This window comes from Oceanobacillus damuensis, from assembly GCF_001618145.1.
Lineage (GTDB): Bacteria > Bacillota > Bacilli > Bacillales > Amphibacillaceae > Oceanobacillus > Oceanobacillus damuensis.
The window spans coordinates 1-17,023 of sequence record NZ_LQNF01000054.1; the positions used below are offsets into that span (position 1 = coordinate 1).

Sequence of the window (17,023 nt, forward strand, 5' to 3'; positions counted from 1 at the left end):
AACTTATAGGGGTCAGGTCATTTTCGCGGGCGGCTGGTGAGCCAACTTGCGCTAAAGTGCTGCGGTGTCTCACCTATGCCTCTCACCCCGGAGAAGTCTCCGTGTATTTCCCAGAGCTGGATAGAAGATTACTGCCAATTATTTTCCTTTCAATACCTATTGAATACGGTAGAAATTATATTTATTTTAAAAATGCTGAATGCGATGCAGGTAAATTAAATGTGTTGATTTTTCTTTCGTAGAATTCTTTTTGAAAAAACACCATACTAGCAGCCCGTATACACGGAGACTCCAACGGGAGGAAAGGCATAGGTGAGACACTGAAATGCGATAGCATGAAGGGGCTCACCAGCCGCCCGTGGAAAGCGGAGTGTATACGGGCTGCGGTTGCCGAAGTAAATCGTTTCCATTACCAGGTTAAAGATCAAACATAGATGTTACTTCGCATTTTACATAAAATACGAAGCTAATAAAGCAACAAACATTACGAAAGTTGCTCTATCTTTATCAAAGTTACCAAGGAGAATACTAGAGACATTCTTATGCTTGGCCCGGCTGAATGTTTGAATTGTTATATTGGCCTGAAGCTTGAGTTAATACACTTTAATCATTGAAAAGTCATTTGAACCTGTTTCAATTATCAAGGATTTCCCTGTTGGAATCAGGGTACTATCGTTCCATAAGTCTTTAACAGTTTTATCCGGAAAATCCACTTTTACAGCTGCTTTTATAGAGGTTTCTCCGGGATTAATAATGATATAGATTTTTTCTTCATGATATGTTTTCGAATAGATCAGATGGTTTGTTTCTGCGCTTGATTCCACAATCTGAAAGGTCCCGTCGTTCCCAAAAGCTGGCTCGGAGTTACGCAGGTGAATTAATTTTTTAATGAATGATTTCAGGTTCGAATCCTGCTTGTCTTTATCCCAAACCATGCATTTCCTGCATCCTGGGTCGTTCTCACCTGTCATACCAATTTCATCGCCGTAATAGATGCAAGGTGTCCCCTTGAATGATAATTGAAGTAGATAAAGAAGCTTAGCCCTTTGTTTATTGTTGTCACACACTGTTAAAACTCGAGCTGTATCATGACTGCCTAATAAGTTAAACGCTACTTCATTTACGTTTTCCGGGTAGGAGGAAAGTACTGATGTGATCTGATTTGCAAATGCTTCGGCATTGATTTTGTCTTTCGCCAAATAATCAAGCGCAGCAATGGTAAATGGATAGTTCATCACCGCATCAAATTGGTCGCCCAAAAGCCATGGCATAGAGTCATGCCAAATCTCTCCTAGAACATAGACATCCGATTTTATTGCTTTTACTTCTTTTCTGAAATCTCTCCAAAATTGGTGATCAACCTCATTTGCAACATCAAGCCGCCAGCCATCAATATCAAATTCACTGGTCCAGTAACGCGCTACATCTAATAAGTACTTCTTCACTTCCGGGTTTTCCGTATTTAGCTTCGGCATGGAGCCCACAAAACCAAACGTATCATAATTTGGCTTTGGTTCAGTGATTACTGGAAAATCCCATATATGAAACCAATCCTTATACCTTGATTCTTGCTGCTTTTCAAGCACGTCCTGGAATGGGGGGAAATAGTATCCGCTGTGATTAAATACCGCATCAAGCATAATGCGTATACCTCTTTTATGACATTCATCAACCAACTGGCGGAATGTCTCTTTGCTTCCGAATTGAGGATCAATCTCCATATAATCAATGGTATCGTACTTGTGATTGGAATGTGCTTTGAAAATCGGTGTGAAATAGATGCCGTTTATTCCTAAATCAATGAGATAATCCAAATGATCTATTACACCTTCAACATCTCCGCCAAAAAAGTTGGTTGGAGACGGTTCTGTACTTCCCCAAGGAAGGGCCTCTTTTGGATCGTTTTTTGTATTTCCATTCGCGAACCGTTCGGGAAAAATCTGATACCATAGTGTATCCCTTACCCATGAAGGTGCTTGGAATACGTCAATCGGGTTCAGAAAAGGGAAACAAAAATAGTAGGCAACATCGTCAGAGGGAGGAATATCATAAAATCCTTTTTCTGTGTAAACTATTTTTTCTTCCCCGCAGGTAAGTTCAAATCCGTAACGCAAGCGGCGGTAAGGAGGTTTGATTTCTGTAATCCAATAGTCAAATAAATGGTCAGATGCTTGTAAATGCATATCTTTTTTACTGAATTGCCAGCCATCATCGTTCCAGTCATATGGATCGCCATGGATAATCTTAACATGCTCTATATCCTTCTTTTTTGTTTGTAAGCGAATGTGCAATATTTCTTTAGTATAAGCATAGGCAAAATTATTTTTTGGACGGTGGTAAATGGCTTCTTTCAGCACTTTAGAGACTCCCCTTGTAAAGAATATTTGTTTTTGTTGAGAGCAATCGTTTGCATAATTTATATTTTATATTATTAGTATACTTGAGAAAAAACGCTATTTTCTGCAATTCCAGCAGTGATAGTTGTGTTTATTTATCAATGCATATTGGATAAATATATTCTAACATAAACGGTATGAGGGAGAAATAGAAATTTTTAAAATTTTCTATTGCAATAAACTATTTGGGATGTATAATTAGAATTGAAAGTGTGCAATCGCTTTCACAAAATATATACTGGAAACGATTACATATAAAACTAGGAGGGGTTAATATGAGGAAATGGTTTGTTTTACTTGTTTCATTGTTTTTTCTAGTTGTTTTTGTGGCGTGTGCTCCAGAGCGGGAAGAAAGTGACGCGACAAATAGTGATGGCAATGGAAATGGAATGGAAGAAGAAAAGCCGGATAAACTGGTAATCTGGGAAGATAAAGATAAAGGTATTGGTCTGGATGCAGCAATTGAAAGTTTTGAAGAGGAATATGGCATCAAGGTCGAATATAGAGAACTGGATATGGCAACAGAAATCCGTGAACAAATGAGGCTTGATGGGCCATCTGGTCAAGGACCGGATATCATAACTTTACCGCACGATCAGATTGGTCAGGTGGTTACAGAAGGATTAATTGCTCCATTGGAAGTCGAATCATCCGTTAAAGATATTTATACGGAGTCATCAATAATGGCACAAACATATGATGGTCAACTATATGGTCTGCCTAAAGCAACGGAAACACCGGTATTTATATATAACAAAGCACTTATGGAAGAGCCGGTTGAAACTTTCGATGAATTGTATGCGTTTTCCGAGGAAATGGCTGGAAGTGATGAATATGGTTTCTTAGCTTTATGGGATAATTTCTATTTTGGAAATTCGGTATTGCAAGGGTATGGTGGCTATGTATTTGGTGAAGATGGAGCAGTCCCTGACCCAGAAGACTTAGGGGTGAATAACGAAGGAGCTGTTGAAGGAGCTGCGTATATCCAACAGTGGTATGAAGATATTTTCCCTTCAGGTATTGTCGGGGAAAGTGGCGGCTCTGCCAAAGACGGATTATTCCAGGAAGGAAAGGTTGCTTCTGTAATGGATGGTCCATGGGCATTCCAAACACTTAAAGATATAGGAATGGATTACGGGGTGACGCCACTTCCTAAACTCCCTAATGGAGAATATCCGGTAACCTTTATGGGTGTAAAAGGTTGGCATTTATCCAGTTTTTCCACTAATAAGGAATGGGCAACTGTATTGATCGAGTGGATAGCAAATGAAGAAAACGCTAAAATTCGGTTTGACGAAACAAATGAGATCCCTCCTGTGAAGACATTGATAGATGACCCGATAATTGCAGAAAACGAGGGTGCACAAGCTGTAGCGATCCAGTCTCAACGTGCAATACCTATGCCAAATATTCCGGAAATGTCCGAAGTGTGGGAACCTATGGCCCAAGCATTGCAATTAATCGCCACTGGTAAGTCTGATCCTAAGGCTGCGTTGGATGAAGCAAAATCTTCAATAGCTGAACAAATTGAATTGAATCATACAGGGAATTAAATATAAAAAGTTCATGATCAAAGAGGAGAAAAGCGGGACGAGAAGTTCGAGTCTGTTTAAGCTTGATCAAGCGATCCTGTACGAAGGAAAAGTCTATTTTTTTCCAGGGTACGGAAAACAAGCATTCGTAAAATTTTCGATTGTTTTTCACCTGATTTTTTGAACATCCTCTAAAAGCAGTATCTCAGCATAGCCTTGAGATACTGCTTATCATAATCAAATGGTTCTGAAAGGTGGAACTCTGATGTTGCAGACTGACACAGAACATAAAAAGAATAAAAGAAAGATAGCTATCATACTTTCAATTATTCCTGGTATCGGTCAAATGTATAATAAGCAAGTTTTTAAAGGGCTCGTATTTCTTGTATTGACCATTTCATTTTTTGTTGCATTTCGTGATTTATTCCAATTTGGTTTCTGGGGTTTAATTACTTTAGGTGTTGACCCACAGTATGACCACTCTATATTTTTGTTAATTGAAGGAATTCTCACTGTTATCATAACGATTTTGTTTTTGGGGATATATGCCTTTAATTTCTATGATGCATATAAAGTTGGAAAAAAACGTGATAACGCTGAAAAGGTAAATGGTCTGCGAGAACAATATCATGCACTGATAGATAACGGATTTCCTTACTTAATGATGTCCCCGGGGTTTTTGTTGATGGTTTTTGTCGTCATTTTCCCTATATTATTTGTCATTTTATTGTCGTTTACAAATTATAATCTATATCATTCGCCACCAGCCAATTTGGTGGATTGGGTTGGGTTTCAAAATTTTGTGGATATATTTAACGTTCCAATCTGGCGTGAAACATTTATAAGTGTTTTTGCCTGGACAATCGTTTGGACGTTTGCAGCTACTACACTCCAAATTGGGTTGGGAATTTTACTGGCTGTGATCATGAATCAGCCAGATATTAAGTTTAAGAGAACTATCCGGACTATTTTTATTTTGCCATGGGCAGTTCCTGCATTTGTTTCTTTACTGGTCTTTGCAGGTATGTTTAATGAAAGCTTTGGGACAATTAATAGAGATATCCTGGCTTTCTTTGGGTTGGATGCCATTCCATGGATGACTAATGCTATGTATACTCGACTTGCATTAATATTTATTCAAACCTGGCTGGGATTTCCGTTTATATTTGCAATGACCACAGGGGTATTGCAGTCAATTCCTTCTGAGTTATATGAGGCAGCAGATGTAGATGGCGCAACGATTATCCAGAAGTTTAGGAGCATCACATTGCCGCTTATCCTTTTTTCTACCGCACCTATATTAATTACCCAATTTACTGGTAACTTTAATAACTTTAACGCTATCTATCTATTTAATGGTGGGGGACCGGCAGTATCTGGGCAAAATGCAGGTGGAACAGATATATTAATTTCCTGGATCTATTCCTTAACGATGAATTCCGCTCAATATGGGAAGGCCGCGGCGATTACGATGATTTTATCATTGATCGTTATCATTGTAGCTTTATGGCAGTTTAGAAGAACGAAGTCATTCCAAGAAGAGGATATGATGTAAATGGATATCAATAAGCAAAAAATCATACGTTTGACATTGTCGTATATAGTCATTTTTGCGATGATCATCATGATTCTGTTTCCTATATTATGGATCGTCGGTTCGTCTTTTAATCCTGGGAACAGTTTGTCAGGTTCCACTATGATTCCAGAAAATGCGACACTTGCCCATTATAAGGAACTTTTTGATCCGCAACGGAGTGATTATCTTTTATGGTATTGGAATACATTAAAAGTCTGTATTATCACAATGGTCTTTTCCGTCATACTAGTCAGCCTTGCAGCGTATTCGTTTTCCCGATATCGTTTTATTGGAAGAAAGAACGGTCTGATGACATTTTTGATCTTACAAATGATTCCTAACTTTGCAGCGTTAATAGCAATATATGTACTGGCATCATTGACTGGTTTATTGGATACCCACTTAGGTTTGATTTTAATTTATACGGGTGGTTCCATCCCAATGAATACCTACCTTATGAAGGGTTATCTTGATACACTCCCAAAAGAATTGGATGAATCTGCACGCATGGATGGTGCAGGACATTTAAGGATTTTTTGGCAAATAATATTGCCGCTTGCCAAGCCCATAATAGCGGTAGTGGCACTATTCACTTTTATTGCTCCATTCACGGACTTTATTTTAGCAAGGATCCTTCTTCGTTCGGAAGAAAATTATACATTGGCAGTAGGTCTTTACCAAATGATAGCAAAACAGTTTGGCAACGAGTTTACTTTGTTTGCTGCTGGTGCAGTATTAATCGCGGTTCCAATCTCAATATTATTTTTACTGCTGCAAAAATATTTTGTTACAGGTTTAACTGCGGGTGGTATAAAGGGATAATCTGAAGAAACAGACCAACTTATTATTTGCACAGGAGGAAAAACAATGCTTAAAGATACTAGTTTTGCCATTCATCCAGGGAAGGAGCAGCAAACTGGACCAGTAATATACCAGGATATTGGAAATGTACTGAAACATACCCCAGTTGATAACATCTATTTATTTACATGTGAAAATGGGGATGTTGCTGTTCAGTTTTACACGGATTCAATTGTGCGGGTGGTTATGAATCAAAAGACTGAACCAAAGCTCCATGCTTCAAAGGCAGTTCATGTTACACCAGAGGACGTTAGAATAACAGAAGTAAATTCAGAAGAAGTTTTAAAGCTTAAATCAAATAAGCTGGAGCTTATTATTAGGAAAACCCCTTTTAGGATAACCGTAAAGGATGACCAGGACCGTTTGATTGTCGCGGAAGGTGAAAGGGGAATGGCTTATCGTGAAAATGGAGAAGTAACCGTATTTAAAGAGATGAATGAGAACGATCATTTTTATGGGTTTGGTGAAAAATCCGGGTATCTTGACAAGCGGGGAGAAAAATATGAGATGTGGAATACCGATGTTTATGCGCCGCATAACCCAGAGACCGATCCATTGTATGAGTCTATTCCCTACTTCATGACATTGCGTCAGGGCAGAGCACATGGTTTGTTTTTTGACAATACATTTCGGACCGAATTCGATATGAAGTCAGCATCTGATTATTATTCCTTTTCTGCTGAGGGAGGCCAAGTTGACTATTATGTTTTGGCCGGGCCTGAACCAAAAGCCGTTTTGGAGCAATATACACATCTGACTGGCCGAATGCCTTTACCACCGAAGTGGGCAATTGGCTACCATCAATCACGTTACAGCTATAAAACAGAAATGGAAGTGCGTGAGCTTGCAAAAAGCTTTGTAGAGCATGACATTCCAGTGGATGCCATTCATTTGGATATTCACTATATGAACGGCTACCGCGTGTTTACCTTTGATAAGGAACGCTTTCCGAATCCTGAAAAATTAGTATATGATTTGAAGGAAATGGGAATCCGTATTGTGCCGATTGTGGACCCTGGTGTAAAAAAAGATTCGGAATATCCGATATACCAGGAGGGTGTCAGAGAGAATCTGTTCTGTAAATATATAGAGGGGGATATCTACTTTGGAGAAGTTTGGCCAGGGGAGAGTGCATTCCCTGATTTTACAGATGGGAACGTACGGAAATGGTGGAGTGACAAGCATGCATTTTACACAAACATCGGAATTGAAGGTATCTGGAATGACATGAATGAACCTGCAGTCTTTAACGAAACAAAAACGATGGATGTATCTGTCATACACCGGAATGATGGGGAACCGACAACACATCGTGAGCTCCATAATGTCTACGGTCTTTTTATGGGCCAGGCGACGTATGATGGGATGAAGGAGCAGCTTAAAGGGAAACGTCCATTTCTGCTGACCCGTGCAGGCTATGCGGGAGTTCAGCGATATGCAGCGGTTTGGACCGGAGATAATCGCAGTTTTTGGGAACATTTGCAAATGTCCCTGCCAATGGTGATGAACATGGGGTTATCGGGTGTCCCCTTTACTGGTCCGGATGTTGGTGGCTTTGCCCATGATACAAATGCTGAATTGCTAACCCGCTGGACACAGGTTGGAGCATTCACACCATATTTCCGCAATCATTCAGCAATTGAAACACGATATCAGGAGCCATGGCAATTTGGCGAAAAGTACGAAGCGATTATGAAAAAATATATTCAAATGCGCTATAAATGGATGCCGCAGCTCTATTCATTATTTTTTCAAGCGAGTAAACATGGGCTCCCGGTCATGCGCCCGCTGTTAATGGAATATCCTGGAGATGTGAAAACCTATAATTTAAATGATCAGTTTATGATTGGTGATAATGTGGTCATAGCACCAATCTTAACACCATCTACCACAGCTCGGGCAGTATATTTACCTGCTGGTGATTGGGTAGAGTATACATCCGGCAGCATGTACACTGGCGGGAAACAGCATTTAATCCATGCAAAGCTGGAAGATATGCCTATTTTTGTAAAAAAAGGAACAGCGGTCATGCAGGGGGAATGGAATTCAAATGCTGATAAGACTTCAAAAAACATTCGTATGGATGTTTATGCAGGGGATGGTAATGGGACGTATGTGTTCACCTATTATGATGATGATGGAGAAACATTTGCCTATGAGAATGGCAGCTATCTCAAATTGGATGTAGAAGTTATTTCGAACAGGGACAGGGTAGAAGTTAACGTACGCAGTAAAGATGGTGATTATGTACCAGGATATAAGGAAATTACCGTTAATATAATCGGGCTAAAAGAAGGGCAAAATGTTATAATCAATGGGGAAATAAATCGAGATAATGATAAGTTAAGCTTGAAAGTCTAAATAAAAGTAGAGGGTGAGAGAGTAATGGTAACAATAAAAGATGTAGCAAAGGCAACAGGTGTATCACCCTCCACTGTATCCAGAGTTATTGCTGATAATCCAAGAATAAGTCCGGAGACGAAAAGGAAAGTCAGAAAGTCCATGAAGGAACTCGGATATCATCCAAATATCAGTGCTCGTAATTTGGTGGCTAAATCGACGAAGACAATTGGTGTAATTCTGCCATCCTCTGCCGATAAAGCACTGCAGAATCCGTTTTTCCCGGAGATTTTAAGGGGGATCGGATCTGTGACACATAGTATGCAGTATTCCATGATGCTATCAAGCGGTCAGACCGAGGAAGAGATTTTTGAAGAGGTTCAGCGTATGGTTTATGGTAGGTATGTTGATGGAGTTATCTTGCTCTATTCGAGAATTGAAGATCGAGTGATGAATTTTCTGCGGGATAATGAATTCCCATTTGTCATTGTCGGTAAGCCAAATGAAAATATCAATGAAATTACCCATGTCGATAACGATAACCTTCGGGCGGGAAAAGAAATTACGAAGTATCTGATAGATCATGGTCATGAAAGAATCGCTTTTATTGGCGGTTCAAAGGATCTGTTTGTTACCCTGGATCGCGAGGCTGGCTATGAAGAGGCATTAAAGGAAGCAGATCTGGAAGTTTTGGATGCATATAAGATATACACTGAATTTTTAAAATCCGGAGGCAGGGAAGCTGTAGAAAGCTTGATTGCATTGGAAAAACGCCCGACAGGCATCGTCGTCAGCGACGATTTAATGAGCCTTGGTGTGCTAAGCATGCTGGAGGAATCAGGGGTTAGCGTTCCACAGGATATTTCACTGGTAAGCTTTAATAATGTCTATTTATCAGAAATAACCCGCCCGGCACTCACGACGGTTGATATTCATATTCATGAGTTGGGTGCACAATCAGCAAAGGCACTTATTGAGAAAACAATAAATAAGGAAGAGCCCGCCAAGCGCATCATCATTCCACATAAAATCGCCTGTCGCGATTCGGTGAGCGTGCGGGAAACAAAAAAGAGCCCAATCTAAGGCTCTTTTTTATTCGACAAAATTCGGGAAGTGACAGGCACTTCTTATGGAAGGGGGAGGAAGCAGTGGATAAGGTGCTTATATTATATGCAAGCTCAACTGGTAATACGGAAATGATGGCGGAGGCGATTGTTTCCTATCTTAAAAATCGTTCCTATACGGTCGTATCGAAATCATTTGAATTCGATACGATAGATGTGAAAGAATTGCTAGATTATGATCTAGTGCTAATTGGAACCCATTCAGGTGATGACGGTCAGATACCATTTGAGGCAGAACATTTTTATGATGAACTGGAGGATGTTGATCTCAGCGGCCGATTATTTGGCGTCTTTGGTTCAGGAGAGTCGTTCTATGATATTTTTTGTGAGTCAGTGGAAATAATGGGTGATCGGCTGGCACAACTAGGAGCCAGCCTTGTACCGACAAGGTTAAAAGTAGAACTTGAACCAGATAAAAAAGATATTGAACGTTGTGAACACTTCGCTGAGCAGTCCTGTAGTCTGCTTTCAATAGGAATATGAAATAGTATTGTAATTCTAATGATATCAAAGTAAAATAAAATTTCAAAAAAGTATTGTCTATCAACATAAAATTATATATTGTATAACTATCATTAAAAAATGGAGAGAGGTGAATAAAATGAATTATGTCCTCGGAATTGATGGAGGTGGAACAAAAACGGTCGCAGCGATCGCCGATAGTTCCGGAAAGGTTGTGGCTCAGACGACTGTTGGCTCCACCAATCCTAATTCGTCCACAGCTAAAGACCTTGATGATACTTTTATGGAACTGTTCAGTAATCTAAGAAAAGAGCTGCAGGCTGATTTCGATCATATAACTCATTTGTTTGCTGGTATCGCTGGAGCTGGCAATGAAGAAAATAAGCATGATCTAACAGAAATCATTAAACGCTTTGTCCCCACCCTTACGAGCCTTCAAGTCGTACCTGACCCCATTAACGCATTGTATTCCGGAACCCTAGGAGAGCCAGGAATCGTACAAATTTCAGGGACAGGTTCGGTTACATACGGAATTGACTCTGAACAAAGACATGCGCGCGTAGGAGGATGGGGTTACCTTCTTGGTGATGAGGGCAGTGGCTATGATATTGGGCGACAAGCAATTTTGGCAGTATTGAAGGCGTATGATGGAAGGGGCAGCGAGACGAATTTGACCAAGCTCGTATTTACACATTTCAATACGGAAAACCCCCAGGATATAATCGGAAAAATATATGGATCAAATACACCTAAAAATGAAATCTCGGCAATTACAAAGCTCCTTTTCCAGGCATATCACGAGAACGATTCGGTAGCAGATAGAATCGTAGAAACTGCTGCTGAGGAAATGATGTTCAGTATCCAAACATTATACAGGAAACTATTTTCCAAAGATGATAAAGTTGAAGTTGTTCTCTGTGGCGGAGTTTTCAATGAGTACGCAGTCGTTGATCAGATTAAAAAGAGATTGAAAAATCATACCGAATTAACGGTCGTATTACCGAAAATGCCTCCTGTCGGTGGATCGCTGATTGGTGCGTATCTGCTGAATGGAACTGCTCCGGACAGTGACATAATAAATAATATTATACATACAATCTAATGAATGAGTAGGTGAAGGAATGTCGCATATCAAGGGTGGTCTTGTAATATTAAAGGAAATGGTAAATAGTTTACCTCCCTCAGAGAAAAAGATAGCAGAATATATTTTAAAAAATCCTGAGGAGTCAATCCTGTTAACCGCACTCATGCTTGGTGAAAAAAGTAAAACGAGCAGTGCTGCAGTTATCCGTTTATGTAAATCGCTGGGTTTCAGCGGCTTTCAGGAATTGAAAATTCGTGTGGCGGGTGATCTTCAGAAACAAGCTGTAACCGAATACCGTGATATTGAACCGAACGAAGGTTTTAAAAATATTATTGACAAGGTTACAACAAATACAATTCAAACAATTAAAGAGACAGCGGATATTATAAATGAACAGAGTTTGCAGAACGCTGTAAAGGCATTAGCGTCCGCTCCCTCGATCATCTGCTTTGGGGTTGGAGCATCCTATATTGCTGCCAAAGACGCAGAGCAAAAGTTTTTACGGATCAATAAAAATGCACATGCCTTTTCAGATGTCCATATGGCTGCAACAACAATAGCCAACAAAGGACCCGACGACGTTGTCATAGGCATTTCTTTTTCGGGGAAAACGGAAGAAGTTGCAAGGTTATTAAAGCTTGCAAAACATAAAAACACAACAACAATCAGTATTACAAAATACGGAAATTCAGCCGTATCAAGTTATTCGGACATACAATTACATACGTCTGCAGCAAGAGAAGCACGGATGAGAAGTGGTGCTACTTCATCCCGGATTGCCCAATTACATGTAATCGACATATTATTTATGTGCTTGGCTTCGGTTCACTATGAGCAAACAGTAGAATATTTAGACGAAACAAAAGGAGCTATTTCATTTTTAAAAGGTTAAAAATGAAATAGCTTTTAAAAAATAAGACTGTATAAAATTTTTGGCGTCAATTAACTTATACACATAAACGGCCACGTCCAGCTCCGGTTCCTAGAAACTCCCGTCATAAGCAATGGACATTCCAAGCGCGAAAAACCATGCGCTTTCCAGTCCCTTGCTAGCGTTGAGTTTCTGAACAGTCACCTCCGCTTTTGTTCTTATATTTACGTCAATTGAAATATTATTACTAAAATTAAAAGGAATATTGACAAAATAATTCAGTGAATCTATAATGAAATAAAATTAAGAAAATTGATTATAATCTTTACGTCAATTAAAATGAGGGAGAACCACACACATATGGAACTATCCAACCTGACCACCGAACAGAGAAATAAGAATAGTATGAACCTGGATCAATTGTCCACATTTGAAATCCTGCATCTGATTAACGAAGAAGATAAAAAGGTAGCTTCAGCTGTTGATCTAGTTTTACCGAAAGTGGAAGTAGCTGCAGAACGAATTGTGAAAGCCCTTTCCGATGGTGGCAGACTTTTCTATGTTGGAGCTGGTACCAGCGGAAGATTAGGGGTCATGGATGCTTCAGAATGCCCGCCAACTTTCATGACGCCAAAGGATATGGTCCAGACGGTCATGGCTGGAGGACAGGATGCTTTTTTCCAGGCGGCAGAAGGAACAGAAGATAATGAAGCCCAGGGAGAAGCTGATCTGGCTTTAAGAAATCTTAAAAAAGAGGATGTAGTCATAGGGATTACAGCAAGTGGAAGAACACCTTATCCAATTGGCGCCTTAAAATATGCTAGAGAGCGTGGGGCATATACGATATCCCTATCATGCAATAAAGATTCCGTGATTAGTAAGTTTGCAGATTGCGAGATTGAAGTTGTTGTCGGTCCGGAAGTTTTAACAGGCTCAACAAGAATGAAAGCGGCTACAGCGCATAAAATGATTTTGAATATGATCAGTACCACCACGATGGTAAAGCTTGGAAAAGTATATGAAAACCTGATGGTCGATGTTCATGCTAGCAATTATAAGCTTAGAGAGCGTGCTAAGCAAAACATTATAGAAATTACAGATGTTTCCTATGATGTTGCCGAGGAGGTGTTAAAACAGACAAATCATGAAGTGAAACCTGCAATTGTGATGATCAAAGCAGGAGTGACTTATAAGGAAGCAAAAGATGCATTGGCCAAATGCAACGGTTATGCAAGAAAAGCAATCGATTCCTTTCATAACTTATTAGATTAGGAAATTCCATTGCTTGGTTTAACGACCGGTAATGTGTTTCACATAATATCAACATAAAATAAAAGGGGGTTCATAAGTTGAACAAGTTATTTAATGGTCGTCGTTTTTTATTAATAGGAATGTTGTTGATGCTGGCACTGGTTGCCGCATGTTCTTCAGATGGTGATGCTGGCGATGGAGAGGCAGATGGAGATGCAACAGAAACAAGCAGCACACCGAGCACAGATGCAAATGGGGAAATTTCAGGAGATCTTGAAATCCAATATTTTGTAGGTGGTTATGGAGATTCTTGGTGGAAAGAGGTTATCGCAGATTTTAAAGAGGCATATCCAGATGTAAATGTCATTGAGCATGCCGGCCCGAATATTAATGATGAAATGCGTTCACGATGGATTTCAAATGATCCACCTGATGTCGTTTACATTGATGGTGCGGGTTCAAGTGAAACACAGATGGTCGAAGATGGTCAGTTAATGGACCTTACTGAATGGGTGGAAGGAATTGAATTGGAAGGCGGCGACAAATTAGTTGACAGCTTTATTGTTCAGCCGGGAAAATTTGATGGACAAATCTATTCGCTTCCACTTGTATTTGATACATGGGGAACATGGTATGACAGAGCTTTATTTGAAGAAAACGGCTATGAAGTACCGACTGATTTCGAAAGCTTCATAAGCTCAATGGAAGAAATCAAAGCCGGAGAGAATATTGATCCGCTTGTAACGAGTGGTCAGCATCCTTATTACTTCCTTCGTGGAATGCTTTATCCTGCATTTTCTGCAGCTGGAGGGGAAGAATTACTCGCAGATTTAATAACTGGTGCAGAAGGAGCATGGACGAGTGATACAACTCTTGAAGTAATGAAAAAAGTAGAAAGGTTGCAGCAGGAAGGCATGTTTGACTCCGGATTAGGTGCATTAAACCATACACAGTCACAGATGAATTTCCTTTTACATGAGAATGCTTTTATCCCGGTAGGTTTCTGGCTGCCAAATGAAATGGCGAATGATATTCCTGAAGGATTCGACTTTGGATTTATTCCTTCACCAATGCAGGATCCTGGAGAACCATTTGCCATCGTTCCGGATTTAAGACCGTTGGCAATTGCGGAAAACGCAGAAAATCCAGATGCTGCAAAAGCATTTGTAGAGTTTGCTTTTACAAGAGAATATGCGATGTCATTCTCTGAGCATACTGGAGCGATTATGAATATTACGGAAGTAGATTTAACTGAAAACGAAAATGTTCCAAGTTATCTGACAGAGGCAAATGCGATGATTAACGATCCTGAGCAAGTCCAAATCTATGAAAAACCACATCCGATGAGTGCTGATTTGGAAACGCCGATTGGTAATGCGTTAATGTCCTTGATGCTCGGGAATATGACTGCCGAAGAATTTGTGGAAGAAGCTGAGAAAGCAGCAGCGGATTATCGTAATTAATTAACGGAAGCCAGTATGGAACATGATGGTATTTTTCCGAACGCCATTATGTTCCATACGTCTATTTTTAACAGAAAGAGTGATTGAATGGTACAGTCTAAAAAACAAAAATATACGTTTCTGGCCTTTTGCCTCGTTCCTACGTTCCTCATGTTTGCTGTATTTACGCTTTACCCTTTGTTCAGTGGCTTGTACTTTTCCTTTTTTGACTGGTCAGGATCCTCGCAAAACAAGGAATTTATTGGCTTTGGGAATTACATAAAATTGTTCCATGACGCGGTTATTCCGAATACGATTATTCATGATTATTTTCTTGTAGTTACAAAAGTAATTGGAATAATGATTTTGGCATTGTTTTTCGCAGTGGCATTAACGCAGCTGAAAATTAAAGAAGCACCATTTTACCGGATTGTATTTTTCTTCCCCAATATTATGTCGGTGGTGGTTATTGGGATTCTTTGGACATTTATATACAATCCAAGCATGGGTCTGATAAATTCGGGGTTGGAATTTATCGGTTTGGAAAACTGGACTAGGCCATGGCTAGGCAGTGAAACATGGGCATTGCCAAGTCTTGTGCTACCTTCCATATGGGCAGGTATCGGCTTGTTTATGCTAATGCTTATGGGCGGAATATCAAATGTGTCCAAAAGCTATTATGAAGCAGCAGAGATGGATGGTGCCAATCAATGGCAGCAATTTTGGAAGGTGACATTGCCGCTTGTATGGCCACAAATCAAAATATCTATTCTTTATATCGTTATTACAACATTAAACGGTTCCTTTGTCATTGTGCAGGTGATGACCGCGGGCGGGCCAAATAATTCGACACATGTTATGGGCTCCTATCTCTATCAGCAGGCATTTGTGCAATATAACTTTGGATATGGAGCGACAATTGGTGTCATGATTTTAGTGCTTTCTCTTATCACTGTATTATTATTACAATTCCTGATGCGCAGGGACAAAGTAGAATATTAGAATCATATAAGGGAAATTGTAAAGGAGGAATATGCTTGAAACGCAGTGTTGGTCAGATTTTAGGAAGGACAGGTATAAGGATTCCTCTGATTTTATGGACGATTGCCGTATTATATCCGATTTTTTGGATGTTCCTCGGATCCTTTAAGTCAAACGCAGAAATTTACCGGAATCCTTGGGGGTTACCGGAAACACTTAACTGGCAGAACTTTGCCAATGCATGGTCAAACTATAATATAGATACCAGTGTATTTAATAGTTTGATTGTCACTGTAGTCGGTTCTCTTTTAACATTGGTGCTTGCTATTCCGACGGCTTATGCAATTGAGAGAATTAATTTCAAAGGCAGTAAACTGCTATTTACGTTATATGTATCTGCAATGATGATTCCAATGGTGCTGGGATGGATTCCTTTATTCTTTTTATTGGCAGATTTGAATTTATTGGACAATATTTATGGATTGGCCATTGTATACGCAGTGAGTCAGTTGCCATTTACCATATTCGTTTTGACTAGTTTCATGAGTACCATACCAAAGTCACTTGAAGAGGCAGCGGCAATCGACGGACTTTCACCATATGGTGTGCTGTGGAAGGTTATTACACCGCTGACGATGTCAGGGATTATTACTGTAACAATTATGAATGCGATTCAGTTCTGGAACGAATATTTTATGGCACTGATCTTTTTGCAATCCAGTGATAATTATACAATGGCATTGGCAATTGACTATATCAGCAGTGAAGCGCAATATACGAATGCATGGGGAACACTTTTTGCCAGTCTTGTAATTGCAATCGTCCCGGTTATTATTCTTTATGCGATTTTCCAGAGGAGGATTTCACAGGGAATGACGGAGGGAGCGATAAAGGGTTAGTAATAAGGAAAGTAACATAAGACATCCTGAAATAAAATGTACAAGATGATCGTACACTTGATTTCAGGATGTCTTACTTTTTCGTCAGTTTTCTAGTTTTATAATTATCGGAGTAGATATAAAATGCGACACAGGATAAGGAACTCAGGCGACCGCTCGGGGAAATACACTGCGCTTTCCACGGGCGGCTGGTGAGCCCCTTCA

General features: G+C 39.8%; 14 protein-coding genes. 13 read left to right on the top strand and 1 reads right to left on the bottom strand.

Annotated features, from left to right (window positions below):
• Window positions 1-242 (top strand): hypothetical protein (locus A4245_RS20710; protein ID WP_234402446.1); only part of this gene is annotated, 242 nt, incomplete at its 5' end.
• A gap of 351 nt (window positions 243-593) precedes the next feature.
• Here the strand turns inward: A4245_RS20710 and A4245_RS18835 are convergent.
• On the bottom strand, window positions 594-2,357 hold the full coding sequence (locus A4245_RS18835) for a glycoside hydrolase family 13 protein (RefSeq protein ID WP_067730789.1): 1,764 nt from the start codon (window positions 2,355-2,357) through the stop codon (window positions 594-596).
• Between the two features lie 314 nt (window positions 2,358-2,671).
• On the opposite strand from A4245_RS18835, the gene A4245_RS18840 reads away from it, so the two are divergent.
• The 12 genes from A4245_RS18840 to A4245_RS18895 all read left to right on the top strand — a co-directional run bounded on the left by A4245_RS18840 (window position 2,672) and on the right by A4245_RS18895 (window position 16,819).
• The gene (locus tag A4245_RS18840; protein WP_067730791.1) at window positions 2,672-3,949 is read left to right on the top strand and encodes an extracellular solute-binding protein; all 1,278 of its coding nucleotides are present in this window, start codon (window positions 2,672-2,674) and stop codon (window positions 3,947-3,949) included.
• Between the two features lie 244 nt (window positions 3,950-4,193).
• Window positions 4,194-5,483 (top strand): sugar ABC transporter permease, encoded by a 1,290-nt coding sequence (locus tag A4245_RS18845; protein ID WP_067730793.1) that lies wholly within the window; start codon window positions 4,194-4,196, stop codon window positions 5,481-5,483.
• Window positions 5,484-6,326, top strand: coding sequence for a sugar ABC transporter permease (locus tag A4245_RS18850; protein ID WP_067730796.1), 843 nt, complete (start codon window positions 5,484-5,486; stop codon window positions 6,324-6,326). It abuts the gene before it with no gap.
• Window positions 6,327-6,371: 45 nt separating this feature from the next.
• A complete protein-coding gene (locus tag A4245_RS18855) occupies window positions 6,372-8,726 on the top strand; it encodes a glycoside hydrolase family 31 protein (protein ID WP_067730799.1) in 2,355 nt (784 codons plus the stop codon).
• 24 nt (window positions 8,727-8,750) lie between these two features.
• Complete coding sequence (locus A4245_RS18860) at window positions 8,751-9,788, top strand: LacI family DNA-binding transcriptional regulator (protein ID WP_067730802.1); 1,038 nt, start codon at window positions 8,751-8,753, stop codon at window positions 9,786-9,788.
• A 65-nt stretch (window positions 9,789-9,853) separates the two neighbouring features.
• Complete coding sequence (locus A4245_RS18865) at window positions 9,854-10,312, top strand: flavodoxin domain-containing protein (RefSeq protein ID WP_157087773.1); 459 nt, start codon at window positions 9,854-9,856, stop codon at window positions 10,310-10,312.
• A 118-nt stretch (window positions 10,313-10,430) separates the two neighbouring features.
• A complete protein-coding gene (locus A4245_RS18870; protein WP_067730804.1) occupies window positions 10,431-11,393 on the top strand; it encodes an N-acetylglucosamine kinase in 963 nt (320 codons plus the stop codon).
• A 19-nt stretch (window positions 11,394-11,412) separates the two neighbouring features.
• On the top strand, window positions 11,413-12,267 hold the full coding sequence (locus A4245_RS18875) for a MurR/RpiR family transcriptional regulator (RefSeq protein ID WP_067730806.1): 855 nt from the start codon (window positions 11,413-11,415) through the stop codon (window positions 12,265-12,267).
• Between the two features lie 318 nt (window positions 12,268-12,585).
• Window positions 12,586-13,518, top strand: a complete 933-nt coding sequence (murQ, locus tag A4245_RS18880) for an N-acetylmuramic acid 6-phosphate etherase (protein ID WP_084268870.1) — start codon at window positions 12,586-12,588, stop codon at window positions 13,516-13,518.
• A 77-nt stretch (window positions 13,519-13,595) separates the two neighbouring features.
• Complete coding sequence (locus A4245_RS18885; protein ID WP_407668401.1) at window positions 13,596-14,960, top strand: ABC transporter substrate-binding protein; 1,365 nt, start codon at window positions 13,596-13,598, stop codon at window positions 14,958-14,960.
• A gap of 87 nt (window positions 14,961-15,047) precedes the next feature.
• The gene (locus tag A4245_RS18890) at window positions 15,048-15,941 is read left to right on the top strand and encodes a carbohydrate ABC transporter permease (RefSeq protein ID WP_067730810.1); all 894 of its coding nucleotides are present in this window, start codon (window positions 15,048-15,050) and stop codon (window positions 15,939-15,941) included.
• A 35-nt stretch (window positions 15,942-15,976) separates the two neighbouring features.
• On the top strand, window positions 15,977-16,819 hold the full coding sequence (locus A4245_RS18895) for a carbohydrate ABC transporter permease (protein WP_067730812.1): 843 nt from the start codon (window positions 15,977-15,979) through the stop codon (window positions 16,817-16,819).
• The last annotated feature ends 204 nt before the right edge of the window (window positions 16,820-17,023 follow it).